Origin of the sequence: Pseudomonas palmensis, assembly GCF_017848315.1 — a bacterium.
GTDB lineage: Bacteria > Pseudomonadota > Gammaproteobacteria > Pseudomonadales > Pseudomonadaceae > Aquipseudomonas > Aquipseudomonas palmensis.
In genome coordinates, this window is record NZ_JAFKEC010000001.1 from 112,023 (window position 1) to 136,350 (window position 24,328).

The following is a 24,328-nucleotide window of genomic DNA, read 5'->3' on the forward strand; positions in this document are numbered from 1 at the left end:
AGGCTGTATACTGCGCTCCTGTCTTTGCTTGTGAGGTGCGTGCATGTCATCCGTTATTTCCACCGACGTGCTGATCGTCGGCGCAGGGGTCGCAGGCCTCTGGCTCAATGCCCGCCTGCGCCGCCTGGGCTACTCGACGGTGCTGGTGGAACGCGCCAGCCTCGGTGGCGAGCAGACCCTCAAGTCCCAGGGGATCATCCACGGTGGTGCCAAGTACGCCCTGCACGGTGCGCTCACCGGCGCCTCCGAGGCCATTGCCGACATGCCGCGGCGCTGGCGCGAGGCCCTGGCCGGCAACGGCGAACTGGACCTGAGCGGCGTGCGCCTGCTGTCCGAGGCGCACTACCTGTGGTCGCCCGGCACCCTGGCCGGCAACCTCACCAGCTTCTTCGCCAGCAAGGCGGTACGCGGCCGGGTCGACCAGGTCAAGGGCGACCAGTTGCCCCCTGCCCTGCAGGACCCTGCCTTCAAGGGCAAGGTGTACCGCCTGGCCGAACTGGTGGTGGACGTGCCGAGCCTGCTCGCGCGCCTGGCAGAGCTGGCCGGCGACAGCCTGCTGGCCGGTGAACACATCGAACCACTGCATGAAGGTAACGAACTGGTCGGCTTGCGTGTCGATGGCCGCGATATCCGCGCCCAGCGCGTGGTGCTCAGCGCCGGTGCCGGCAATGCCGCGCTGCTGCAAAGCCTGGGCCTGAGCCAGCCGGCCATGCAGCGCCGACCGCTGCACATGGTCATGGCCAAGGGCCCGAGCCTCAAGCCCCTGTACGCCCACTGCCTGGGCGGCGGGCCCAAGCCGCGCATCACCGTGACCACCCACCCGGCCGCCGACGGCCAGTGGGTGTGGTACCTGGGCGGCGACCTGGCCGAAGCCGAGGGCGTTGCCCGCGAACCCGAAGCGCAGATCGCTGCCGCCCGCAAGGAGGTCGCGGGGCTGCTGCCCTGGGTCGACCTCAGCCAGGTGCAGTGGGCCACCGTGCGTGTCGACCGCGCCGAACCCGCGCAATCGGGCCTGGTGCGCCCCGACAACGCCTTCCTCGCCGACCAGCAGCGCCTGCTGGTGGGCTGGCCGACCAAGCTGGCCCTGGCACCGGACTTCGCTGACCGCGTGCTGAACAGCCTGGAACGTGACGGTATCAAGCCAGGCAACCTGCCTGCCCTGCCGCCCCTGCCAAAACCGCCCCTGGCACAACCGGTATGGGAGCAACTGCTGCCATGAGCCTGCCGACCCTGCACCCCTATCACCGCCCGCTGGGCAGCACCGGCCTGAGCGTTTCCCCGCTGGGGCTGGGCACGGTCAAGCTGGGCCGCGACCAGGGCGTCAAATACCCCAACGGCTTCACCATCCCCGACGACGACGAGGCCCGCCTGCTGCTGCGCCAGGCCCGTGAGCTGGGCATCAACCTGATCGACACCGCACCGGCCTATGGCCGCAGCGAAGAGCGGCTGGGCCCATTGCTGCGCGGCCAGCGCCACGACTGGGTGATCGTCAGCAAGGTCGGCGAAGAGTTCGACGACGGCCACTCGCACTTCGACTTCAGCGCCGCCCACACGCGCCGCTCGGTAGAACGCAGCCTCCAACGCCTTGAAACAGATTGTATCGATCTTGTACTGGTGCATTCCGACGGCAACGATCTGCGCATTCTGCAGCAGGAAGCGGTGTACGAAACCCTGGCCCGACTCAAGCAGGAAGGCAAGATCCGCGGCTTCGGGCTGTCCGGCAAAACCGTCGAAGGTGGGCTGCAGGCCCTGCAATCAGGCGATTGCGCGATGGTTACCTACAACCTCGACGAGCAGGGCGAACGCCCGGTGCTGGACTATGCTGCCGAACACGGCAAGGCCATCCTGGTGAAAAAGGCCCTGGCCAGTGGTCATGCCTGTCTGGCCCCGGGCGTCGACCCGGTGCGGGCCAGCTTCGAGCTGCTGTTTGCCCACCCCGGGGTGAGCAGTGCTATTGTCGGCACCATCAATCCCGTGCACCTGGCCCACAACGTGGGCGTGGTTGCCAAGATCCTGAGCCAGCGCTGAGCCGCCGTCGCGGCCGACCCCAACGCAAGAAGGAGCCGAGATGCCGCGCACGCTGATCCGCAAGAACCCCAGCAACTTCAAGACCCTGCCCCTGCATGTGGAAGCCGGCCCCGAGGGCCTGAGCTACCAGAGCATCGGCATGCCGCTGAACTTTGCCCAGACCCTGCAGCGGCGCAAAGCGATCCAGGTGGCCGACCCCGAGCGTTTCGCCGTGGAGCTGGCCAACCTGGGCGTTTCGGTGCGCCTCACCCTGCAGTGGCAGAACCGCGACTACTGGGTGCTGGTGCGCCAGCGCCGCCAGGACCGCGGTGATGTGGTGCTCAAGCTGATCTCCGGTTACGTCCCCGCTCAGGAGCTGAACCTGCCCTTGCACACGGCCGTGCAGGAAGTGGCCGAGGAATGCCTGCTGGAGACCCCGGAAGGCTGGCTTGGCGGGCGTTTCAACGACACCTGGTTGCCGGCGCCGTACGCCGACGCGCTGCATTACCGTGAAGCGATGCCCTTCGTGCTGACCCCTCACTCGGGGGCCGCGCGACCGGTGCGCTGTGGCAACCAGCCGTTGATCGAGCGACCGCGAGCCTATGTCCACCTGCCCACGGCGTCACTGCAACTGATTTATGACCTGCGCCTGCAAGTGCCCAGGGAAGCCAAATCATTGAGCCTGTTCCATGTGGACGAGCGCCTTGAGGGCGACCAACTGGTGGCACGCCTCAACCGCAGCCGGCCAGACTTGTACCTGATGCCGCTGGAAGACGGTCAGCCGCAGGCCGAGCTGTACACCCTGAAGAAGGACCGATTGGTGCCGGCGAGTACCCGTGGTATCTACCTGGCCGAAAGCTTTGCCCGGCAGGATGGCTGGCTGGTGCGTGAAGAGCGGATTCGCTGGAAGGACTGGCTGAGGCAGCAGGGGCTGGTGGCGCCCAGGCCGGACTCGAAACTTAAAAGGCTGACGGGCAAGGCCCGCCAGCTGTTGGGGCTGGCGTTGCAGAAGTAGGACGTTTTTGCAGGCCCTAATCGCGGGTCAAACCACTCAGTTCTTGCGGATTTTCTCCACGATCGCCGTGGTCGAGCTGTTTGCCACCAGCCCCAGCACCTTCACCGTACCGCCATAGGCCTTGACGATATCGGCGCCCACCACCTGATCGATGCCGTAGTCGCCACCCTTGACCAGCACGTCGGGCTTGACCTCGGAAAGCAGGTTTTCCGGGGTGCCTTCGGAGAAGCTGATGACCCAGTCCACTGCCCCCAGCCCCGCCAGCACCGCCATGCGCCGGTCGACACTGTTGATCGGCCGACCCGGCCCCTTCAGGCGACTGACCGAAGCATCGTCATTGACCGCCACGATCAACCTGTCGCCCTGCGCACGCGCCTGCTCCAGGTAGGTCACGTGCCCGGCATGCAGAATGTCGAAGCAGCCATTGGTGAACACGATCTTCTCGTTGTGCGCCCGCGCATCGTCGATGGCCAGCAGCAACTGCTCAAGGCTCAGCACCCCGCGCTCGGAGCCTTCTTCGCGCTGGATGGCGCGACGCAGTTCCGGCGCGCTGATGGCCGCCGTACCCAGCTTGCCGACCACGATGCCGGCAGCCAGGTTGGCCAGACCGACCGCATGGGGCAGCTCCTCACCGGCGGCGATCGCCGCCGCCAGGGTGGAGATCACGGTATCGCCGGCACCGGTCACATCGAACACTTCACGCGCCCGTGCCGGCAGGTGCATGGCCGGATGGCCCGGGCGCAGCAAGGTCATGCCGTGCTCGCCTCGGGTCACCAGCAAGGCGCCCAGTTCCAGCTCGCGCATCAGCTCGCCGCCCTTGTAGACCAGCTCGGTCTCGTCGGCGCAATGCCCGACGATGGCCTCGAACTCGCCCAGATTCGGCGTGATGACGCTGGCGCCGCGGTAGATCGAGAAATCCTTGCCCTTGGGGTCAGCCAGCACCGGAATGCCCTTGGCTCGCGCGGCCTGAATCAGGCTCTGGTGGTTCTTCAATGCGCCTTTGCCGTAGTCGGACAGCACCAGCACCTTCACCCCTTCGAGCAGGGCGTCGACTTCGGCGCCCAGCGACAGCGGGTCGGTGGCAAAGGGTTCTTCGAAATCGATGCGCAGCAATTGCTGGTGACGGCTCATGACCCGCAGCTTGACGATGGTCGGCTGATGGGCGATGCGCTGGAAGATCGAACGCACCCCCGCTGCCTGCAGGCTGTTGGCCAGGCTGTCGGCGGCCTCGTCCTGGCCGGTGACGCCCACCAGCGAGGCCGGCGCACCCAGCGCGGCAATGTTCAGCGCAACGTTGGCCGCACCACCCGGACGGTCCTCGATCTGCTCGACCTTGACCACCGGTACCGGGGCTTCAGGTGAAATGCGAGAGGTACCGCCATGCCAGTAGCGGTCGAGCATGACATCCCCGACCACCAGTACCGGAGCTTGATCGAAACGCGGCATGGACAACTTCATGGGCAACCCATATAGACAAAATGAACAGGGGCGGGATATTAGCACAGCCCTGGCACCGGCCTGTTCGGCGCCGGTAACCTGCTGTGACAACCAGGGCGCAGAACGCGCCCTGGCAGGGTGACTCAGGTGATGTCGGCCTTGGCCGGCTCATCCAGGCCCATGGCGTGCAGGCGCGCGTAATAGCCGTTTTCGGCCAGCAACTGGCCATGCGTGCCACGCTCGACGATGCGCCCCTGATCCATCACCAGGATCAGGTCGGCCTTCTCGATGGTCGACAGGCGGTGCGCGATCACAAGGGTGGTACGGCCTTTCATCACCTGGTCCAGGGCGGCCTGGATGTGCCGCTCCGACTCGGTGTCGAGGGCCGAGGTGGCCTCGTCCAGAATCAGCAGCGGTGCATTCTTGAGCAGGGCCCTGGCGATCGCCAGACGCTGGCGCTGGCCGCCGGACAGCAGCACGCCGTTCTCGCCGACCTCGGTGTCCAGCCCTTGAGGCAACTGATCGATGAACTCCTTGGCATACGCGTCGGCTGCCGCAGCCTCGATCTGCTCGCGCGGCGCACCGGCCAGGTCACCGTAGGCGATGTTGTTGGCCACGGTGTCGTTGAACAGGGTCACATGCTGGGTCACCTGGGCAATGTGCCGACGCAGGTTACGCAGGCGGTACTGCTCCACCTCCACGCCATCGAGCAGGATCTCGCCCTCGGCATGCGGGTAGAAACGCGGTATCAGGCTGGCCAGGGTCGACTTGCCGCTGCCCGAACGCCCAACCAGCGCCACCATCTGACCCGGCTCGGCGGTGAAGCTGATGTCATCGAGCACGCGGCGCTCGCTACCCGGGTAGGTGAAGCTCAGGTGGCGTACATCCAGGCGCCCGGTAACCCGGTCGCGCTCGACGGTGCCGTGGTCGACTTCCGGCTCCACATCCAGCTGCTCGAAGATGCTCTCGGCCCCCGACACACCCTTCTGGATGGTCGAGCTGACTTCCGACAGCTGGCGGATCGGCTTGGGCAGCAGACCGGCCGCGGTAATGTAGGCCACCAGGTCGCCGGCGGTGGAGTCGCCGCGCAGGTACAGCACCAGGAACATCAGCACGGCCATGGCCGAGTAGATCACCAGTTGCAGCATCGGTGTGTATACCGCGCTGGTCTTGGTCATGCGCAGCTGCTTCTCGGTGTTGCTCTGGCTGGCATCGGCGAAGCGCTGCTGCTCGTAGTTCTCGCCCCCGAAACTGCGCACCACGCGATAGCCCTGGATGGTCTCGGACGCGACATGCGTCACATCGCCCATGGCCACCTGGATCTTCTTGCTCTGCTTGCGGAATTTCTTGCTCGAACTGCTGACCATCAGCGCGATCAGCGGCAGGATCGCCAGCATCACGATGGTCAGCTTCCAGTTCATCCACAGCAGATAGCCGAACAGGAACACCACGGTCAGGCCTTCGCGGATCACCACCTTGATTGCATCGGTGGCGGCGCCGGTGACCATGGTCACGTTGAAGGTGATACGCGAAATCAGGTGTCCGGAGTTGTGGCTGTCGAAATAGCGGTTGGGCAGTACCAGCAGCTTGTTGAACAACTCCACCCGCAGGTCGTGCACCAGGCCCAGGGAAACCTTGGCCAGAAAGAAGTTGCCCAGAAACGAGCCCAAGCCCTGCCAGGCGGCGATCAGCACGATCAGCAGCGGCACGGCCTGCAACAGTTGGAGGTCACGCAGGTAAGGCACGTTGGGGAACAACACCGCTTCGGGATTGCTCAGCCCATCGACGAAATACTTGAGGATGCCCGCCAGCATGGGCTGGGTCGAGGCGAATATCACGAAGCCGAGGATACTCAGCAGGAAAATGCCAATGTAGGGCTTTACGTAGGTCAACAGTCGGAAATAGATCTTCAGACTGGAGCTCTGCTGCGCCGTGCGCGGTGTTTCAGCCATCTTCGAGCTCACTGTTCAGGTTGAACGATCGATTTTATCACAGCCTGCCGATTGGGCACGCGCCCGGTCCGGCATGCTGGCGTGGTGCATTGGTGAAGTTTTCGGCATTATGCCCTGTCTTTCCTGCTCGCTACTTCGACAAGGCCATCTACATGCAATGCTCCCGGCTCCCTCAGGCCGACCTCAACCAACTGATCGTCGGTGCCCAGATACTGGAAGCTGACAGCTACGGTGCGAAAGTCTACCTGCTAGAGAACGGCAATATCCTTAAACTTTTCCGGCGCAAGCGCCTGCTGTCGTCGGCGTTGCTGCGGCCCTACTCCCGCCGCTTCATCGACAACGCCGCCAGGCTGGAGCAGTTGGGCATTCCGACTCTGCGTGTATTGGCGCATTACCGCCTGGAAAAGCCCGGCATGACGGCGGTGCTGTACCACCCCCTGCCCGGCCAGACGCTGAGCCAGCTCAGCCGCAAGGAAGGTTTCAGCTGGCAGCAGGCACTGCCGGACATGGTCCGCCTGGTACGGACCCTGCATCGATCGGGGGTGTATTTTCGCTCGCTGCACCTGGGCAACATCGTGGTGACGCCCGACCAGCAGTGGGGGCTGATCGATGTGGCGGACATGCGTTTTCTGCGCGGGCCGCTGAGCCGGCGCATGATCAAGCGCAACATACAGCACTTTGGCCGCTACCTGTCACGTGAAAAACTCGACGGGAGCTTCCCCCTCGCCGAGCTGGAGCAGGCTCTACTGACTCCCTGAGTCAGGCTTGACCGCCCACATTTCCCGCAGGGTTCGACTGAAGCACTCCCAGGCTTGCTCCGGGGCCAGCGAGCGGTGCTGCGCCTGGGCAACGGCGGTTGCCGGCAGGCTGGCGCAACGCTCGATGGCAGCGGCCCACTCCTGCACGTCACCGACCCGTGCGTAAAGACCGCTATCACCCAACTGTTCATGGAACACCGGCAGGTCACTGCACAGTACCGGCACGCCGGCAATGACTGCCTCCTGCAGTACCAGGCCCAGGCCCTCGGCCCGGGAAGGCACGAGCAACCAGTCGAACGCCTGGTACAGGCGGCCCAGAATGTCACAATGCCCTGTCAGCGATACCTTGCCCTGCAGACCCAGCGCCTGGATCTTTTGCTGCAGCAATGGCCGCTCGGGGCCTTCGCCGAGAATGACCAGGCGCAGATCGGGTTGCGTCCGGCTAGCGGCGGCAAATGCATCGATCAGGTAGTCGAACCCCTTGTCCATGACCAGGCGACCGACAGCCCCCATGATCCGCACACCGGGCTCCCTCAACCCCATGACCTCGCGCGCTTGCTGTGCTGTCAGTTGCTCGTCACAAAAACGGGTAGGTTCCAACGCGGTACGCAAGGCCGTCACCTTCAGGCCCAGCTCGGCCTGCAATGACGCCGCCAGCGTGGCCGACACCGCCACCAGTGACAGCTGCGCCGGCTTGAACCCGCACAACAGCGCCACATCCCTGGGGTGCAAACGGGTCTTGCCGTGAAACACCACAGTAGCCTTCACCTCAGGCAACCCCCTGAGAACAGGCAGTATCAGGCGCGATACCCCCAGCCCATCGAGCAGCAATGCGTCGGCTTGGGCTTCGATCAACGCCTTGCGTAGACGAGCGCGTAACCAAGGCTGCAGCAGCCCCCATACATGACGGCCCTTTATCAGGCGTTGCGGCAAGTTCCATTCTCGAGACGGCCCAGGAACACACGCCGCCCCCTGACCTTGCAACAGCCAGCTGTTCACGGAAATCTCAGGAGGCACCAATGAAAGGATCTGCTGATGGACCTTGTGCACCGAGACGAACGGCGAGCCACCAGCCCACATGATATTGATGACGTTCACTGGCCAGCCCACCTTGATTCACATATTACTGAAAAGACAGAAAACAACTCACAAAAAAAGAAGAGCAAGGCCCACTCCCACCACCAACCCCACTATTACCGCCAACGTCAACCGCACACGCTCGCGCTGCTTGCGACGTACCTTGCGCAGCCGCTCCTCAGGCACCGTGACATGATTGCCGAATCCGGTGTGCAGCACCGCATCGCCTTCAAGGGTCACAGCGGTCAGCTCAAGTTCGGCATACCGCTTTGAAAGCGACTTCTCGCCGCTATGCGCAGCGAAAGGTGCACATAGATGATAGTCACTCAGGCGTCGCAGCCCAGGGTTCAGCGAGAAAGACTGCCACTCGGGCTTGTCCGAGAGCAGCGGGTAGCAAGGGACCCCAGCGATGATCTCGCGCTCGCCCAGGTGAATGTAGGGGCTGTTGACATTGAGGTCGTAGACGAAATTGCGCAGCCATACCTGCAGCAGTTTCGGCCGCGCCTCGAGAATCACCTGCGAATCTTCGACGAAGGCCGGGCGATAGAACCGCCAGTCATCTTCGCAATGAAAGATGTACGGGGTTTTGACATGACCGTAAGCCAGATCGATCGACGCCAGCTGCCCAAGCTTGGGCTTGTTCACGAACACCGTGCAGTAAGGCTTCCAGTGCTCCGGAATGGCGTCGTGCACGGCCTCGTCACCGCTGTCTTCGGTGATGAAAACCTCACGGATAGGCGCTGTGTTGAACTGATCGAAACTGTCCAGCGTCAGCTTGAGCAGATCGAACCGCCCACAGCTGGTCACTACCAGCGTCACATCACTCTTTTCACTAAATTGCACAGCAACCCCCGGTAAATGCGTCCATGCAGTTGCAACCTCTCCAGTCCGTTCAGGCTGCACGCCCAGTGGAGTCAGACCCCCAGTTTCAGACGCAGACGCTGCCAAGCGCTCAGTGGTGGGTGAGGACGGAGTACCGGCTGCAACTGCTCGACAATACTGCGCCCGACCTGGGCGAAACTGAAACGTGAAACCGCCAGATCACGGCCGTTGGTGGCGATACGCTGCACCAGGGCCTCGTCGGCACGCAGGACCTTCAACTTGGCCTGCAACTGGGCAATGCTGCCATACAGTACGACGTTGTGCATGTCCTGCAAACCCAGCGCACGATTCTCCGCCTCGCCCTGGTCGAACGCCAGCAGCACGCAACCGCAGGCCATGGCCTCGAAGTTCTTGATCATGTACTCACCCATGCCGACGTCGGCGCTGACGAAGAAACGAATGCGGTTGAGCGTGTCGCAATACTCGGCACCCGAATTGGTACGGGTCACCACCAGGTTCTCGACTTGCCCCAGCTCGTCGAGCAACGCCTTGCGGCCGCTGTAGGCCACACTGTTGGTGCTGCCGACGAAGGCAAGTTCCATGTCCCGCTCGCGCCCCTGGTCGGCCAGCAACTGCTGGTCGTAGCCCTTGGGCACGAACACCGCGTCGAAGCCTTCCTGGCGCAGACGCTCGCTGACCATGTAACCCGAGCTGATCACCCGGGCCCAGGGCAGCTTGCGGTAATGCGCGCTGAACTTGCCGGTGTACTTGCACGGAATGTAGTTCTGGTAGGCATCGTGCTCCAGAATGACCAGATTGGGCACGGTACGGATGAAACCGACCTGACGGATCTCCTGCTTGAAGCGCAGGAAGAAGATGATGCGGTCGTACCGGGTGACGTCCACCTCGCGGCGAAAATACCCGCGCAGGTCGCGCTGTTCGGCACTGCTCAACCAGCGCAGGTCGCATTCGCAATGGGCCGCAACCCCTTCGTACAGCCGGTCAAGAATGGCCCGCTGTTCCTTCTGCACCAGAAATAGAACTTTCATTGTCTTCCTTGCGGCGCTCGGGCCACAGCTATGCATTCATGCACCGGGTTCAGAGGTCCCGGCGCCAGAACAATTCGTGTCGACGTACCGCCTTGCGGAAGAACTCGTTCTCACCGTAAGGCGAAGGCTGACGCCCGGCCAGCCAACGTTGCAGCAGGCGACGCAGGCGACGCTTGAAGGGTGCACGCGGCTGCAGGTCATGCATCATGCCCAGGGCCATGGCCTTGTCGCGCTGGGTGTCCAGCGTCAGGCTCAGGCTGTAGGGCGCCCAGGCCTGGCCAGGCTCGACCTGCGGCGGCAAGGCAATGCCGGAACCGCTGTCACCCATCGGCCAGCGATCGTTGTCATGCAGGTGGTTGGCGTAGTACAGCACGCTCTCGGGCTGCCATTGCAGGCCGTGCAACGCTTCGAGCACGGCGGCCTGGGCACACAGGTGGTCCGGATGCGGGTCCAGGGTCGGGTGCGGCATCACCAGCACCTGTGGGCGCGCCTGCATGATCAGTGCACGCAGGTCGGCCAGCAGGTTGTTCCAGGTGGGCGCGCCGTCCTGGTCGCCCGGCAGCGACAGGGCGTTGAGCTGGCGGAACAGCCGCGTATCGCTCAGGTCGGCTTCGCGTGAGGCGACGGGCTGATCCGGTGCGGCCTGCATGGCGGGCAACTGCAGGCAGAAATAGCCCAGTTGCACGCACTGCGCTTCTGGCACACCGGCCCAGCGCGGTACGGCGATACTGTCCCACGCGCGCAAGCGGCCCTTCAGGCGTGCGGCCTGCGCAGGCTCCAGGCCCATCTGCTGGTAATGCTCGGCCTCGATCTCGCCGGCCGTAAGCGTCACGACCCACGCCTCTTCGGCCTGGCTGTACAGCCCGTAGGCGGCCAGTTCCGCATCGTCGGCGTGGGGCGCAATCACCATCACCCGGCGCTGGCGCAGGTCGCTGGCGCGCACCACGATCAGCGACGCAGCCTCGACCACCCGGCAGCAACGCCCGCGGATGCGCAGAGTGCCGGCCAGCAGCGCCGGCGCCTGCCCGGTCAGATTGAGGTAGCGCAGCCCGTCGACCCCGCGCTCCAAGCCCTGCAGGTCCGCCTCCCCCTCGCCCGACACCTCGACGCCAGGGTCGCGAAAACGCCCCAGCAGCGAGCTTTTGACACGCACCTGCAGCACCAGCGTCTCATCGCCCGACAGGCTCAATGATGCCGGCGCACGCAGCACCAGGCCATCCAGCGACACCGGCACGCGCTCGCAGGGTTCAGGGAACTCGTACAGATAATCATCACCTGGCGAATAGAACAGGTGATCGGCAAACCATGCCTCGTGAGCCACCCACAACAGCGGCAACAGCATCAGCGCCAGCCACCATTTCACCAGCACGCCCAGGGCGATCAGCACCACCAGAGCGACCAGCAGGCCCACGCGCTTGTTGCGCCGATGGCGCCTGAGCAACTGCTGCTTGCGGCTCACACCTGAAACACCGGCACGGGGTTGCACCATCGGTCCTTGTACTCGCGATCGGCGCGGCCGAAGGAGAACCGCAGCGGCTTGTTCAGCGCACGCGCGGCTTCCCAGGCGCTCTGGGTGTTGAGAAAGCTCAGCACGCTGCCCGGGCTGAACGCACGCGTCTCGGGGTCGACGCCGCCGTTGACGTACTCGACGCTGACCCACTCGGGAGCCTCGACGCGGTACACCAGCTGGATCGCGATCGGCTTGTCTTCCAGAAACAGCACCGAGCCGATCAGCAACGCGCGCAGGCGTTCGACCATCTCGGCCATGCGCTCGGCACCGGTGGCCGCAAAGCCCCAGCGGCGCTGGAACAGGTCGCAATACATCGACGCGATCTCGGTACTGGTGAACTCGGTGATGGCCCGCACCTGCCCGCCCGCCTCTTCCAGCAAGCGCAGTTCGCGGCGCTGGTTGTAGCGAAACTTCTTCGACAGTTCTTCGGGCTGGCGTGCCATGGCCAGGGCTTCGGGCTGCGCCTTGAGGCCGCTGAAACGGCCCTGGTTGAGCTCGGACAGGTAGCGCCCGGCATGGCGCAGCGGCGCCTGTGCATCGGCAGCGGCCGGCAGAATCAGCTCGGCATTGCCCAGGTCGAACAGGCCCTTCTTGCCCCGGCGCTTGAGCACGTCCTTGGACAGTGCCAGGTAGCGGTCCCAGGTGGGTATGGCCGCCTTCAGTTCGTCACCCTGGTACCAGCCCAGGTAACGCACCGGAATATCGGCCATCTCGGCCAGTTGCGCGAGCACCAGCGGGTGGGTCGCCACACTGCCGCCAAAGCGCTGCCAGGCGTCGGCGTAGGCCGGCGCATCGATCACGCGCCAGCCGCGCTCACGCCAGCCTTGTACATAATTGAGCATCAGGCCTGCCCCGTCAGTTCGACAACCTGGGGAAGGTGCCAGAAAGTCTCGCGCACGGCCGTGTCGGAGAAGCGTTCGCGCAGGCGCTCGAGCATGCGCTCGGCACAGGCCTGGCGTTGCGCCTGGTCCAGCTCGGCCAGGTGTTGCAGGCCTTGCGCCAGACGCTCGGCATCCCCGAGCGGGAACAGGATGCCGACACCTTCGACCACTTCCTTGGCGCCACCGCAGGCGGTGGCCAGCAACGGCACGCCGGCCACCATCGCTTCGAGCAGCACCATGCCGAAAGGCTCGTGGTCCGAGCTCAGGGCAAACACGTCGAAGGCACTGAAATAGCGCCGTGCATCCGGTACCTGGCCGAGAAAGTCCACCTGTGCGGCAATACCCAGCGCCTCGGCCTGCGCCTTGAGCGCGTGCTCCAGGCGGCCGGTGCCCAGCACCGCCAGGCGGGCGCCTGCCGGCAGTGCCGGCAGCGCCTGGGCAAACCCGCGCAGCAAGGTGGCCTGGTCCTTGTCCGGGTGCAGCCGGCCGACGTTGCCGACGATCCATGCCTTCGCATCCAGGCCCAGGGCCTGGCGCGCCTGCGCGGCGGGCACCAGGCTGGCCTGCAGGGCGTCGATGTCGATGCGGTTGTACAGCGTCTGGATACGCTCGGCCGGCCACTTGGGCAGGCACTGGCGCATGTCGTCGCGCACCGCGTCCGACACCCCGAGCAGGCTCAGGCGTTTGCTGAACAGGTTGGCGAACAGCTGGCGGGTACGCCGCTGGTAGTCGCCAAAGGCGTGGTGCACGCCGATCACCGGCAGGCGGGTGGCCAGCAGGGCGATGTAGATCGGCTTGAAGCGGTGGGCGATGCAGAAGCTGAATCGGCGCGACGCGGCAATGCGGCGCAGTTCGCGAATCGCGCCCAGCTTCAAGCCACGAATGGCCTTGGAGCTGAACTCGAGAAACAGCACTTCATCGCTCGCACAGCCCGCCGCCACCTGCGGATCGGCGGCGCCGGTGAGAAACACCGTGGTGACGCGGTAGCCCTTGCCCGCGAACAGGCTGGCGTACTGACGGGCGCAGTCGAGAAACGGCCCGTCATAGCCATGGCAAAACTGCAGGACGTGCCGTTCAGCCAACGCTGTCATAAGCTTTCGCGCCGTCCTTGACCACCAGGATGTCTTCCATGATCAGGTACTGCAGGTCCGAGCCGAAGAACATGTTCAGGGCATCGGTCGGCGAGCAGATCATCGGTTCGCCACGACGGTTGAGCGAGGTATTGAGCGACACGCCGTTGCCGGTCAGGGTCTCCAGCGCCTTCATCATGTCGTAGTAGCGCGGGTTGTACTCACGCTTGAGCACCTGGGCCCGCGAGGTGCCATCTTCGTGGACCACTTCCGGCACGCGGGTCTTCCACTCTTCAGCCACTTCGAAGGTGAAGGTCATGAACGGGGCCGGGTGATCGATCTTGATCATCTGCGGCGCCACGGTGTCGAGCATCGACGGGCAGAAAGGCCTCCAGCGCTCGCGGAACTTGATCTGGTGGTTGATGCGGTCGGCCACGCCCGGCACGCTCGGGCAGCCGATGATCGAACGTCCGCCCAAGGCCCGCGGGCCGAACTCCATGCGGCCCTGGAACCAGGCCACCGGGTTGCCGTCGACCATGATCCGGGCGATCTGCTCGGGCATGTTGTCCAGCTTGCGCCAGGTCGGCTTGTGCTCGTGACGGGCGCAGGCGGCGATCACGTCCTCGTTGCTGTACGCCGGGCCGAGGTAGACGTGTTCCATCTTCTCGACCGGTACGCCACGGGCGTGGGACACATAGGCGGCAGCACCGACTGCGGTGCCGGCGTCGCCCGAGGCGGGCTGCACGAACAGCTCCTTCACGTCGGGACGGGCGATGATCTTCTGGTTCAGCTTGACGTTCAGCGCGCAGCCGCCGGCAAAGGCCAGCTTGCCGGTTTCCTTGAGCACGTCACCCAGGTAGTAGTCGATCATCTGCAGCGCGAGCTTCTCGAACAGCGCCTGCATGCTGGCCGCATAGTGGATGTACGGCTCGTCGGCGATGTCGCCTTCGCGCTTGGGGCCCAGCCACTCGATCAGCTTGGGCGAGAAGTAGAAACCCTTGCCCTTCTCTTTATAGCGGCGCAGGCCGATGACGTTGGCGTAGTCGGTGTTGATCTCCAGCTCGCCGTTTTCGAAGCTGGCCAGGCGCGAGAAGTCATACTTGCTGGCGTCGCCGTACGGCGCCATGCCCATGACCTTGAACTCGCCGTCGAGCATTTCGAAGCCCAGGAACTCGGTGATCGCGCCATACAGGCCGCCGAGGGAGTCCGGGTCGAAGAATTCCTTGATCTTGTGGATCTTGCCGTTTTCGCCGTAGCCGAAGAACGTGGTGGCGTACTCACCCTTGCCGTCGATGCCCAGGATCGCGGTCTTTTCCTTGAAACCCGAGCAGTGGTAGGCGCTGGAGGCGTGGGCCAGGTGGTGCTCGACCGGTTCGATCTTGATCTTTTTCGGATCGAAGCCCAGTTGCTCCAGGCACCAGACGATCTTGTTGCGGTAGCGCTTGTAGCGACGGTTGCCCATCAGCAGCGCGTCGAGGGCGCGATCCGGGGCGTACCAGTAACGCTTGGCGTAGTGCCAGCGGGCCTTGCCGAACAGGCTGATGGGGGCGAACGGAATCGCTACCACATCGACATCGGACGGCTTGATGCCGGCCTGTTCGAGGCAGAACTTCGCCGATTCGTAGGGCATGCGGTTCTTTGCATGTTTGTCGCGCACGAAGCGCTCTTCTTCAGCGGCGGCAATCAGCTTGCCGTCGATGTACAGGGCCGCGGAAGGATCATGGCTAAGGGCGCCGGACAGGCCAAGAATCGTCAATGCCAAGGGTCTAGCCTCTTCAAATCTGTAGATGTGCGCCCCGGCCTCATGGGCGGGTGGCAGCGAAAGGGCGGGATTATAGCGTAAAGCGTGGTACGGAGTGCAGGGCGCACTGCTGGCGTGGAACCCATCGCGGGTCAAGCCCGCTCCCACAAGGACATCATTGCCTCTGTGGGAGCGGGCTTGACCCGCGATAGGCCAACACATTCACAACACCCTACTCGGCAATCAGCCAGTCCATGCGCCAGCTGCCCTGGGTCTGCCCCAGCACCTGGGCCAGCCACGGCAGCAGTGCGCGCAGCTCTTCTTCCAGGCCCCATGGCGGGTTGGCGATCGCCAGGCCAGAGCCGTTCAAGCCCTGCGGGCTGTCCTGCGGGTGCACGTACAGCTCCACCCGCAGCAGCTTCGGCGCACCGGTGCTGGTCAGGTCCTGATAGAAACGCACCAGCTGGCGCTGGTCCTTGATCGGGTACCAGATGGCCGCGACCGTCTGGCGCATGCGGCCAATCGTCTCCTTCATCGCCACCGTGCAGCGCTTGAGCTCGTCGGCCTGCTCGAAGGGCGGGTCGATCAGCATCACCGCGCGCTTCTCCTGCACCGGCAGCAAGGCCCTCGGCACGTGCCAGCCCTCGCCCAGGTGCACCGCCACGCGTGGGTCCTTCTTCATGTTTTCCTTGAGCAGGCGCCCGTCTTCGGGGTGCTTCTCGTTGAGCAGCACGCGGTCCTGCTGGCGCGCCAGGCGCCGTGCCAGCTCGGGCGACCCCGGGTAGTAGCGCAGCTCGCCGTCGGGGTTCATCTTTCGCAGGATGCGCAGGTAATCGGCCGTCACCTCGGGCAGGTCGTCGCGCCCCCAGAGCCGGCCGATGCCTTCCAGCCACTCACCGGTGCGGGTCGCCTGGTCGCCCTGCAGGTCATACAGCCCAAGGCCGGCGTGGGTGTCGAGGTAGGCGAACGGCTGCTCCTTGCGCGACATCAGCGCAATCAGCCGGGTCAATACGAGGTGTTTGAACACGTCGGCGTGGTTGCCGGCGTGAAAGGCGTGACGATAGTTCATGGCAACTCCTGCAAGGCCCGGAAGTTTACCCTGTCAGGCCCGCGCCGTCAGGTGACAGCCGCCAGAATGACAACGGCCCGACCTCCAGAAGAGGCCGGGCCGTTGCCGGGCAGCATGATGCAGCCGTGTTACTTGTCGGCGTGGAACGCCGCTTCAGCGGTTTCGAAACGCTTGACCATCGCAGCCGACGGGCTGCCCGCCTTGCTCACGAAGTAGATCGCCAGCGATGCGAACAGGAAGCCCGGGATGATTTCGTACAGGCCCATGGTGTCGAACTGCTTCCACAGGATCACGGTCACCGCGCCCACCACGATACCGGCCAGTGCGCCGTCGCGGGTCATCCCCTTCCACAGTACCGAAATCAGCACCACCGGGCCGAAGGCGGCACCGAAGCCGGCCCAGGCGTAGGCCACCAGGCCCAGCACGCGGTTGTCCGGGTTGGCGGCCAGCGCGATGGCGATCAGCGCAACCGCCAGCACCATCAGGCGACCGACCCATACCAGCTCGACCTGCGAGGCGTTCTTGCGCAGGAAGGTCTTGTAGAAGTCTTCGGTCAGGGCGCTGGAGCACACCAGCAGCTGGCAGCTCAGGGTACTCATCACTGCTGCCAGGATGGCCGACAGCAGCACACCGGCAATCCACGGGTTGAACAGGATCTTGGCCAGTTCGATGAACACGCGCTCGTGGTTCTCGGTGACCGGGCCGGCCACTTCAGGGTGTGCCGAGAAGTAGGCGATGCCGAAGAAGCCCACGGCCACGGTACCGGCCAGGCACAGGATCATCCAGGTCATGGAGATGCGACGGGCATTGGCGATCGATTTCACCGAGTCTGCCGCCATGAAGCGCGCCAGGATGTGCGGCTGGCCGAAGTAGCCCAGGCCCCAGCCCATCAGCGAGATGATGCCGATGAAGGTGGCGCCCTTGAACATGTCGAAGTTGCCCGCGCCCTGGGCTTCGATGGCCAGGAAGGTGGTGTCGAAGCCGCCGGTGGCGATCAGCACGATCACCGGGGTCAGGATCAGCGCGAAGATCATCAGCGTGGCCTGCACGGTGTCGGTCCAGCTCACCGCCAGGAAGCCACCGACGAAGGTGTAGGCGATGGTGGCAGCAGCACCGGCCCACAGCGCCGTCTCATACGACATGCCGAAGGTGCTTTCGAACAGGCGGGCACCGGCCACGATGCCGGAGGCGCAATAGATGGTGAAGAACACCAGGATCACGATTGCCGAAATGATGCGCAGCAGGCCGCTGTGGTCTTCGAAACGGCTGGCGAAATAGTCCGGCAGGGTCAGCGCGTCGCCGTTGTGCTCGGTCTGCACGCGCAGGCGGCCGGCCACGAACAGCCAGTTCAGGTAGGCACCGACGGTCAGGCCGATGGCGATCCAGGCTTCGGAAAGGCCCGACATGTAGATGGCGCCCGGCAGGCCCATCAGCAACCAGCCGCTCATGTCCGAGGCACCGGCCGAGAGCGCGGTCACCACGCTGCCGAGGCTGCGGCCACCGAGGATGTAGTCGGAAAGGTTGTTGGTGGAGCGATAGGCCATGAAGCCGATCAGCACCATTGCCGCGATATAGATCACGAACGTGATCGTGATTGGATTGCTAAAACTCATTGTTGCGCCCTGGCGTTTGTTTTTATGTAGTGACAGCCGCTAACGGTTGCACCCAGGCGGCGAATCCTATGCAACAACGCAAACAAGGTGCAACCAGTTTCTTCAGTCAAGTTGCACCTGGTCGGATATTTCGCATAACAACGTGTTTTTGCTCCATTTGGGAGCAAAAACCGCCGTTTACATAAGCAAATGCACCTTGAACAGCCATTTATGCTGTGGGGTTTTAGCCACCGGACGAGTTGCACTCCTCAACGCGATTATTTGGGTTGCACTAGGTTGCACCCACAAAGGCGCCCGGCTAATCTTGGCGCCAGCTTAGCCACGGCCCAGTGGCAATAATGAGGATAAGAAATGGCGACGACCACCCTTGGGGTCAAACTCGACGACCCTACCCGCGAGCGACTGAAAACGGCTGCGCAGTCCATCGACCGCACCCCGCACTGGTTGATCAAGCAGGCGATCTTCAACTACCTGGAGAAGCTCGAGGGTGGCGCCACCCTGACCGAACTCAGCGGTCAGCCCGGCAATCAGGGCGACGACGCCGGCGATGTGCAGGCCGACCACTCGCACCAGTGCTTCCTCGAGTTCGCCGAAAGCATCCTGCCGCAGTCGGTGCTGCGCGCCTCGATCACCGCCGCCTACCGTCGTCCGGAACCGGAAGTGGTGCCGATGCTGCTGGAGCAGGCACGCCTGCCCGCGCCCATGGCCGAGGCCACCCACAAGCTGGCCGCCGGCATTGCCGAAAAGCTGCGCAACCAGAAGAGCGCCAGCGGCCGCGCCGGCATCGTCCAGGGCCTGCTGCAGGAGTTCTCGCTGTCGTCCCAGGAAGGCGTGGCGCTGATGTGCCTGGCCGAAGCCCTGCTGCGCATCCCCGACAAGGGCACCCGCGATGCGCTGATCCGCGACAAGATCAGCACCGGCAACTGGCAGCCGCACCTGGGCAACAGCCCGTCGCTGTTCGTCAACGCCGCCACCTGGGGCCTGCTGCTGACCGGCAAACTGGTGTCCACGCACAACGAATCCGGCCTCACCTCCTCGCTCAGCCGCATCATCGGCAAGAGCGGCGAGCCGATGATCCGCAAGGGCGTCGACATGGCCATGCGCCTGATGGGCGAGCAGTTCGTCACCGGCGAGACCATTGCCGAAGCCCTGGCCAATGCCAGCAAGTTCGAAGCCAAGGGTTTCCGCTACTCCTACGACATGCTCGGTGAAGCCGCGCTCACCGAGCACGACGCGCAGAAATACCTGGCCTCCTACGAGCAGGCCATCCACGCCATCGGCAAGGCCTCCCATGGCCGCGGCATCTATGAAGGCCCTGGCATCTCGATCAAGCTCTCGGCCCTGCACCCGCGCTACAGCCGCGCCCAGTACGAGCGCGTGATGGACGAGCTGTACCCGCGCCTGCTGTCGCTGACCCTGCTGGCCAAGCAGTACGACATCGGCCTGAACATCGACGCCGAAGAGGCCGACCGCCTGGAGCTGTCGCTGGACCTGCTCGAACGCCTGTGCTTCGAGCCGCAGTTGAGCGGCTGGAACGGCATCGGCTTCGTGATCCAGGCCTACCAGAAGCGCTGCCCTTACGTGATCGACTACGTCATCGACCTGGCACGCCGCAGCCGTCACCGCCTGATGATCCGCCTGGTAAAGGGCGCGTACTGGGACAGCGAGATCAAGCGCGCCCAGGTCGAAGGCCTGGAAGGCTACCCGGTGTACACCCGCAAGGTGTACACCGACGTCTCCTACATCGCCTGCGCCCGCAAGCTGCTGTCGGTGCCCGAAGCCATCTACCCGCAGTTCGCCACCCACAACGCCCACACCCTGTCGGCCATCTACCATATCGCCGGGCAGAACTACTACCCAGGCCAGTACGAGTTCCAGTGCCTGCACGGCATGGGCGAGCCGCTGTACGAACAGGTGGTGGGCAAGGTGGCCGACGGCAAGCTGAACCGTCCGTGCCGCGTGTACGCCCCGGTCGGCACCCACGAAACGCTGCTGGCCTACCTGGTGCGTCGCCTGCTGGAAAACGGCGCCAACACCTCGTTCGTCAACCGCATCGCCGACCAGTCGATCTCGATCCAGGAACTGGTGGCCGACCCGGTCGCGACCATCGAGCGCATGGCCACCCAGGAAGGCGGCTTCGGCCTGCCGCACCCGCGCATCCCGTTGCCGCGTGACCTGTACGGTGCCGAGCGCGCCAACTCCAGCGGCATCGACATGGCCAACGAACACCGTCTGGCCTCGCTGTCGTGCGCCCTGCTGGCCACCGCGCACAACGACTGGAAGGCCGAGCCGATGCTCGGTTGCGCGTCCAGCGACGAAGCTGCCGCACCGGTGCTGAACCCGTCCGACCACCGTGACGTGGTCGGCCACGTGCAGGAAGCCACCGTCGAGGACGCCGACAACGCCATCCAGTGCGCACTCAACGCCGCACCGATCTGGCAGGCCACCCCGCCGGCCGAGCGTGCCGCGATCCTGGAACGTGCCGCCGACCTGATGGAAGGCGAGATCCAGCCGCTGATGGGCCTGCTGGCCCGCGAAGCCGGCAAGACCTACGCCAACGCCATCGCCGAGGTGCGCGAAGCGGTCGACTTCCTGCGCTACTACGCGGTGCAGGCACGCAACGACTTCAGCAACGACGCCCACCGCCCGCTGGGCCCGGTGGTGTGCATCAGCCCGTGGAACTTCCCGCTGGCGATCTTCAGTGGCCAGGTGGCTGCAGCGCTAGCTGCCGGCAACCCGGTACTGGCCAAGCCTGCCGAGCAGACCCCGCTGGTGGCCGCCCAGGCCGTGCGCCTGCTGCTCGAGGCCGGCATCCCGCAAGGCGTGGTGCAACTGCTGCCGGGCCGTGGCGAGACCGTCGGTGCGCGCCTGGTAGGCGATGACCGGGTCAAGGGCGTGATGTTCACCGGTTCCACCGAAGTGGCGCGCCTGCTGCAACGCAACATTGCCGGCCGCCTGGACAGCCAGGGCCGTCCGATCCCGCTGATCGCCGAAACCGGTGGCCAGAACGCGATGATCGTCGACTCCTCGGCGCTGACCGAGCAGGTGGTCATCGACGTGGTCTCCTCGGCCTTCGACAGCGCCGGCCAGCGTTGCTCGGCCCTGCGCGTGCTGTGCCTGCAGGAAGACTCGGCCGACCGCGTGATCGAGATGCTCAAGGGCGCCATGGCCGAAAGCCGCCTGGGCAACCCGGAGCGCCTGAGCGTGGACATCGGCCCGGTGATCGACGCCGAGGCCAAGGCTGGCATCGAAAAACACATCCAGGGCATGCGCGACAAGGGTCGGAACGTGTATCAGGTGGCCATTGCCGACGGTGAAGAGATCAAGCGCGGCACCTTCGTGATGCCGACCCTGATCGAGCTGGAAAGCTTCGACGAACTGCAGCGTGAGATCTTCGGCCCCGTCCTGCACGTGGTGCGCTACAACCGCAAGCACCTCGACCAGTTGATCGAGCAGATCAATGCATCCGGCTACGGCCTGACCCTGGGCGTGCACACCCGCATCGACGAGACCATCGCCAAGGTGATCGACAACGTCCATGCCGGCAACGTCTACGTCAACCGCAACATCGTCGGCGCCGTGGTCGGCGTGCAGCCGTTCGGTGGTGAAGGCCTGTCGGGTACCGGCCCCAAGGCCGGTGGCCCGCTGTACCTGTACCGTTTGCTGTCCACGCGCCCGGCCGATGCCATCGAGCAGTCGTTCCAGCGCAGCGACGCCGGTACTGCCCCGGACGTGCGTCTGCGCGAGCAGTTGCTCAAGCCGCTGCAATCGCTCAAGGCGTGGGCCGGCAGCAACCAGCAGGCCGAACTGGCGCAGCTGTGCGAGCAGTTCGCGCAGCAGTCGCAGAGCGGCGTCACCCGCCTGCTCAACGGCCCGACCGGCGAGCGCAACAGCTACACCATCCTGCCGCGCGAGCACGTGCTGTGCCTGGCCGAGTCGGAGGCTGATCTGCTGACTCAACTGGCAGCGGTACTGGCGGTGGGCAGCTCGGCAGTGTTCGTCGACGGCGAGCCGGGCAAGGCCTTGCGTGGGCGCTTGCCGAAGGATGTGCAGGCGCGCATCAAGCTGGTGAGCGACTGGGCCAAGGACGAGGTGGTGTTCGACGCGGTGCTGCATCACGGCCATTCGGACCAGCTGCGCGCAGTGTGCGAGCAGGTGGCCAAGCGTGCCGGTGCGATCGTGGGTGTGCAGGGCTTGTCGTCGGGTGAAACCGCGATTGCGCTGGAGCGCCTGGTGATCGAGCGTGCGTTGAGCGTGAACACCGCCGCGGCGGGCGGCAATGCCAGCCTGATGACCATCGGCTAACCACCGAGGCGTTGCCAATCGCGGGTCAGGCCCGCCCCCACAGGATCGATGCAGATTCTTGTGGGGGACGGCCTGGCCCGCGATTTTTTTTGCGGACACACACCTGACAACGGTTCTGACCCCTCATCACCCCCACCTATTAACCTGTCCACCTCCCGCCCGCATGCCTAGACTCGGCCCCATCCCCACCAAGGTATGGCCGCCATGTCCGACACCCTGCTCAGCGCCCGCAACCTGGCCTTCGAACTCTACGAAGTGCTCGACGCCGAGGCCCTCACCCAACGCCCACGCTTCGCCGAGCACAGCCGCGAAACCTTCGACGCCGCGCTGCACACCGCTCGCACCCTGGCCGAAAAATACTTCGCCCCGCACAACCGCAAGGGCGACGAGCACGAGCCACGCTTCGAGAACGGCCAGGCCATACTGATTCCCGAGGTCAAACCTGCCGTCGACGCCTTCCTCGACGCCGGATTTCTCAACGCTAACCGCGACTTCGAGGCCGGCGGCATGCAGTTGCCCACCCTGCTCTCGCAAGCCTGCTTCGCCCACTTTCAGGCCGCCAACGCCGGCACCACCGCCTACCCGTTCCTGACCATGGGCGCCGCCAACCTGATCGAGAACTTCGGCACCGACGAGCAAAAGCGCCTGTTCCTGCAACCGATGATCGAGGGCCGCTTCTTCGGCACCATGGCCCTCACCGAACCCCACGCCGGCAGCTCGTTGGCCGATATCCGCACCCGCGCCGAACCCGCCGCCGACGGCAGCTTCCGCCTCAAGGGCAACAAGATCTTCATCTCCGGGGGCGATCACACGCTGTCCGAGAACATCGTGCACCTGGTGCTGGCCAAACTCCCCGACGCACCACCCGGGGTAAAGGGCATTTCGCTGTTCATCGTGCCCAAGTTCCTGGTCAACCCGGACGCCAGCCTGGGCCAGCGCAACGATGTGGTGCTGGCCGGCCTGTTCCACAAGATGGGCTGGCGCGGCACCACCTCCACCGCACTCAACTTCGGCGACAACGGCCAGTGCGTCGGCTACCTGATCGGCCAGCCGCACCAGGGCCTGGCCTGCATGTTCCAGATGATGAACGAGGCGCGCATCGGCGTGGGCATGGGCGCGGTGATGCTCGGCTACGCCGGCTACCTGTACTCGCTGGACTACGCCCGCCAGCGCCCGCAAGGCCGCCTGCCCGACAACAAGAACCCCGCCACCGCCGCCGTGCCGATCATCCAGCACAGCGATGTGAAACGCATGCTGCTGACGCAGAAGGCCTACGTCGAAGGCGCTTTCGACCTGGGCCTGTACGCCGCCCGGCTGTTCGACGACAGCCATACCGCCGCCACCGAAGACGAGCGCCAACAGGCCCAGCAACTGCTCGACCTGCTGACCCCGATCGTCAAGTCGTGGCCGTCCGAGTTCTGCCTCAAGGCCAATGAGCTGGCGATCCAGATCCTCGGTGGCCACGGCTACACCCGCGATTACCCGGTAGAGCAGTACTACCGCGACAACCGCCTGAACCCGATCCACGAAGGCACCCACGGCATCCAGTCACTCGACCTGCTCGGGCGCAAACTGGCCCAGCACGGTGGCGCCGGCCTCAAGCAGCTGGTACGCCTGATCGCCGGCACTTGCGCCCAGGCCCAGGCCTACACCCGCCTGGACCCGTTGCGCGAACCGCTGGAACAACTGCTCAGCCGCCTGCAGCACGTGACCCTGGGCCTGCTTGGCGAGTTGTCCACAGGCCAGGTCAACAGCGCCCTGGCCAACTCGGCGCTGTACCTCAAGGCCTTCGGTCACTGCGTGATCGGCTGGCGCTGGCTGGAGCAGGCGATTCGCGCCGAACAGGGCCTGGCCCGCGGCAACCCGGCCGATACCGGGTTCTATCGGGGCAAGTTGCAGGCCGCACGGTTTTTCCTCACCTGGGAAGTACCGGCCTGCCATAATGACCTCGCATTGCTCGAGGCCCGCGACGACACCTGCCCGGGCATGCACGAGGAGTGGTTCTGAGGGGGAACCACCGTC

The 24,328-nt window shown here is 64.8% G+C and carries 17 protein-coding genes; 6 read left to right on the forward strand and 11 right to left on the reverse strand.

All coding sequences use genetic code 11. The features are described 5' to 3' along the window. Nucleotides 1–43: 43 nt before the first annotated feature. Genes JZZ72_RS00530 through JZZ72_RS00540 form a run of 3 tightly spaced genes read left to right on the forward strand, consistent with a single transcriptional unit; the run spans nt 44 to nt 3,022 of the window. A complete protein-coding gene (locus JZZ72_RS00530; protein ID WP_210013883.1) occupies nt 44–1,219 on the forward strand; it encodes an NAD(P)/FAD-dependent oxidoreductase in 1,176 nt (391 codons plus the stop codon). Next, entirely contained in the window at nt 1,216–2,028 is an 813-nt protein-coding gene (locus tag JZZ72_RS00535) for an aldo/keto reductase (protein WP_058541609.1), read from the forward strand. The genes JZZ72_RS00530 and JZZ72_RS00535 overlap by 4 nt, the downstream gene beginning before the upstream one ends. Before the next feature lie 40 nt (nt 2,029–2,068). Then, the gene (locus tag JZZ72_RS00540; protein WP_043863572.1) at nt 2,069–3,022 is read left to right on the forward strand and encodes a hypothetical protein; all 954 of its coding nucleotides are present in this window, start codon (nt 2,069–2,071) and stop codon (nt 3,020–3,022) included. 36 nt (nt 3,023–3,058) lie between these two features. Here JZZ72_RS00540 and hldE read toward each other — a convergent pair whose 3' ends face one another. Beyond that, nucleotides 3,059–4,480, reverse strand: a complete 1,422-nt coding sequence (gene hldE / locus JZZ72_RS00545; protein ID WP_210013884.1) for a bifunctional D-glycero-beta-D-manno-heptose-7-phosphate kinase/D-glycero-beta-D-manno-heptose 1-phosphate adenylyltransferase HldE — start codon at nt 4,478–4,480, stop codon at nt 3,059–3,061. Nucleotides 4,481–4,602: 122 nt separating this feature from the next. Then, entirely contained in the window at nt 4,603–6,411 is a 1,809-nt protein-coding gene (msbA, locus tag JZZ72_RS00550) for a lipid A export permease/ATP-binding protein MsbA (RefSeq protein WP_058541611.1), read from the reverse strand. Between the two features lie 152 nt (nt 6,412–6,563). Here msbA and JZZ72_RS00555 point away from each other — a divergent pair, with 152 nt between their 5' ends. Beyond that, the gene (locus JZZ72_RS00555; RefSeq protein ID WP_058541612.1) at nt 6,564–7,169 is read left to right on the forward strand and encodes a BUD32 family EKC/KEOPS complex subunit; all 606 of its coding nucleotides are present in this window, start codon (nt 6,564–6,566) and stop codon (nt 7,167–7,169) included. On the opposite strand, the gene JZZ72_RS00560 is transcribed toward JZZ72_RS00555, so the two are convergent. The 9 genes from JZZ72_RS00560 to putP form a co-directional block, all read right to left on the reverse strand. Next, complete coding sequence (locus JZZ72_RS00560; RefSeq protein ID WP_058541613.1) at nt 7,155–8,267, reverse strand: glycosyltransferase; 1,113 nt, start codon at nt 8,265–8,267, stop codon at nt 7,155–7,157. The genes JZZ72_RS00555 and JZZ72_RS00560 overlap by 15 nt on opposite strands. Nucleotides 8,268–8,315: 48 nt before the next feature. Beyond that, complete coding sequence (locus JZZ72_RS00565) at nt 8,316–9,089, reverse strand: glycosyltransferase family 2 protein (RefSeq protein WP_058541614.1); 774 nt, start codon at nt 9,087–9,089, stop codon at nt 8,316–8,318. Between the two features lie 71 nt (nt 9,090–9,160). Beyond that, a complete protein-coding gene (locus JZZ72_RS00570; protein WP_058541615.1) occupies nt 9,161–10,117 on the reverse strand; it encodes a glycosyltransferase family protein in 957 nt (318 codons plus the stop codon). A 49-nt stretch (nt 10,118–10,166) separates the two neighbouring features. Then, nucleotides 10,167–11,576, reverse strand: a complete 1,410-nt coding sequence (locus JZZ72_RS00575) for a PIG-L deacetylase family protein (RefSeq protein WP_078479859.1) — start codon at nt 11,574–11,576, stop codon at nt 10,167–10,169. Beyond that, the gene (locus JZZ72_RS00580) at nt 11,573–12,469 is read right to left on the reverse strand and encodes an antimicrobial resistance protein Mig-14 (protein WP_078479858.1); all 897 of its coding nucleotides are present in this window, start codon (nt 12,467–12,469) and stop codon (nt 11,573–11,575) included. The genes JZZ72_RS00575 and JZZ72_RS00580 overlap by 4 nt, the downstream gene beginning before the upstream one ends. Then, nucleotides 12,469–13,599, reverse strand: a complete 1,131-nt coding sequence (locus tag JZZ72_RS00585; protein ID WP_054915750.1) for a glycosyltransferase — start codon at nt 13,597–13,599, stop codon at nt 12,469–12,471. The genes JZZ72_RS00580 and JZZ72_RS00585 overlap by 1 nt, the downstream gene beginning before the upstream one ends. Then, a complete protein-coding gene (locus JZZ72_RS00590) occupies nt 13,583–15,340 on the reverse strand; it encodes a carbamoyltransferase family protein (RefSeq protein WP_043863582.1) in 1,758 nt (585 codons plus the stop codon). Before JZZ72_RS00590 ends, JZZ72_RS00585 begins: the two co-directional genes overlap by 17 nt. A gap of 211 nt (nt 15,341–15,551) precedes the next feature. Next, the gene (locus JZZ72_RS00595) at nt 15,552–16,388 is read right to left on the reverse strand and encodes a 23S rRNA (adenine(2030)-N(6))-methyltransferase RlmJ (RefSeq protein ID WP_043863583.1); all 837 of its coding nucleotides are present in this window, start codon (nt 16,386–16,388) and stop codon (nt 15,552–15,554) included. Nucleotides 16,389–16,516: 128 nt separating this feature from the next. After that, entirely contained in the window at nt 16,517–18,001 is a 1,485-nt protein-coding gene (gene putP, locus JZZ72_RS00600) for a sodium/proline symporter PutP (protein ID WP_210013885.1), read from the reverse strand. A 351-nt stretch (nt 18,002–18,352) separates the two neighbouring features. Here putP and putA point away from each other — a divergent pair, with 351 nt between their 5' ends. Together putA and JZZ72_RS00610 are read left to right on the forward strand one after the other, a co-directional pair. Next, nucleotides 18,353–22,306, forward strand: a complete 3,954-nt coding sequence (gene putA, locus JZZ72_RS00605) for a trifunctional transcriptional regulator/proline dehydrogenase/L-glutamate gamma-semialdehyde dehydrogenase (protein ID WP_054915752.1) — start codon at nt 18,353–18,355, stop codon at nt 22,304–22,306. Between the two features lie 204 nt (nt 22,307–22,510). Next, nucleotides 22,511–24,313, forward strand: a complete 1,803-nt coding sequence (locus tag JZZ72_RS00610; protein WP_104573004.1) for an acyl-CoA dehydrogenase — start codon at nt 22,511–22,513, stop codon at nt 24,311–24,313. The last annotated feature ends 15 nt before the right edge of the window (nt 24,314–24,328 follow it).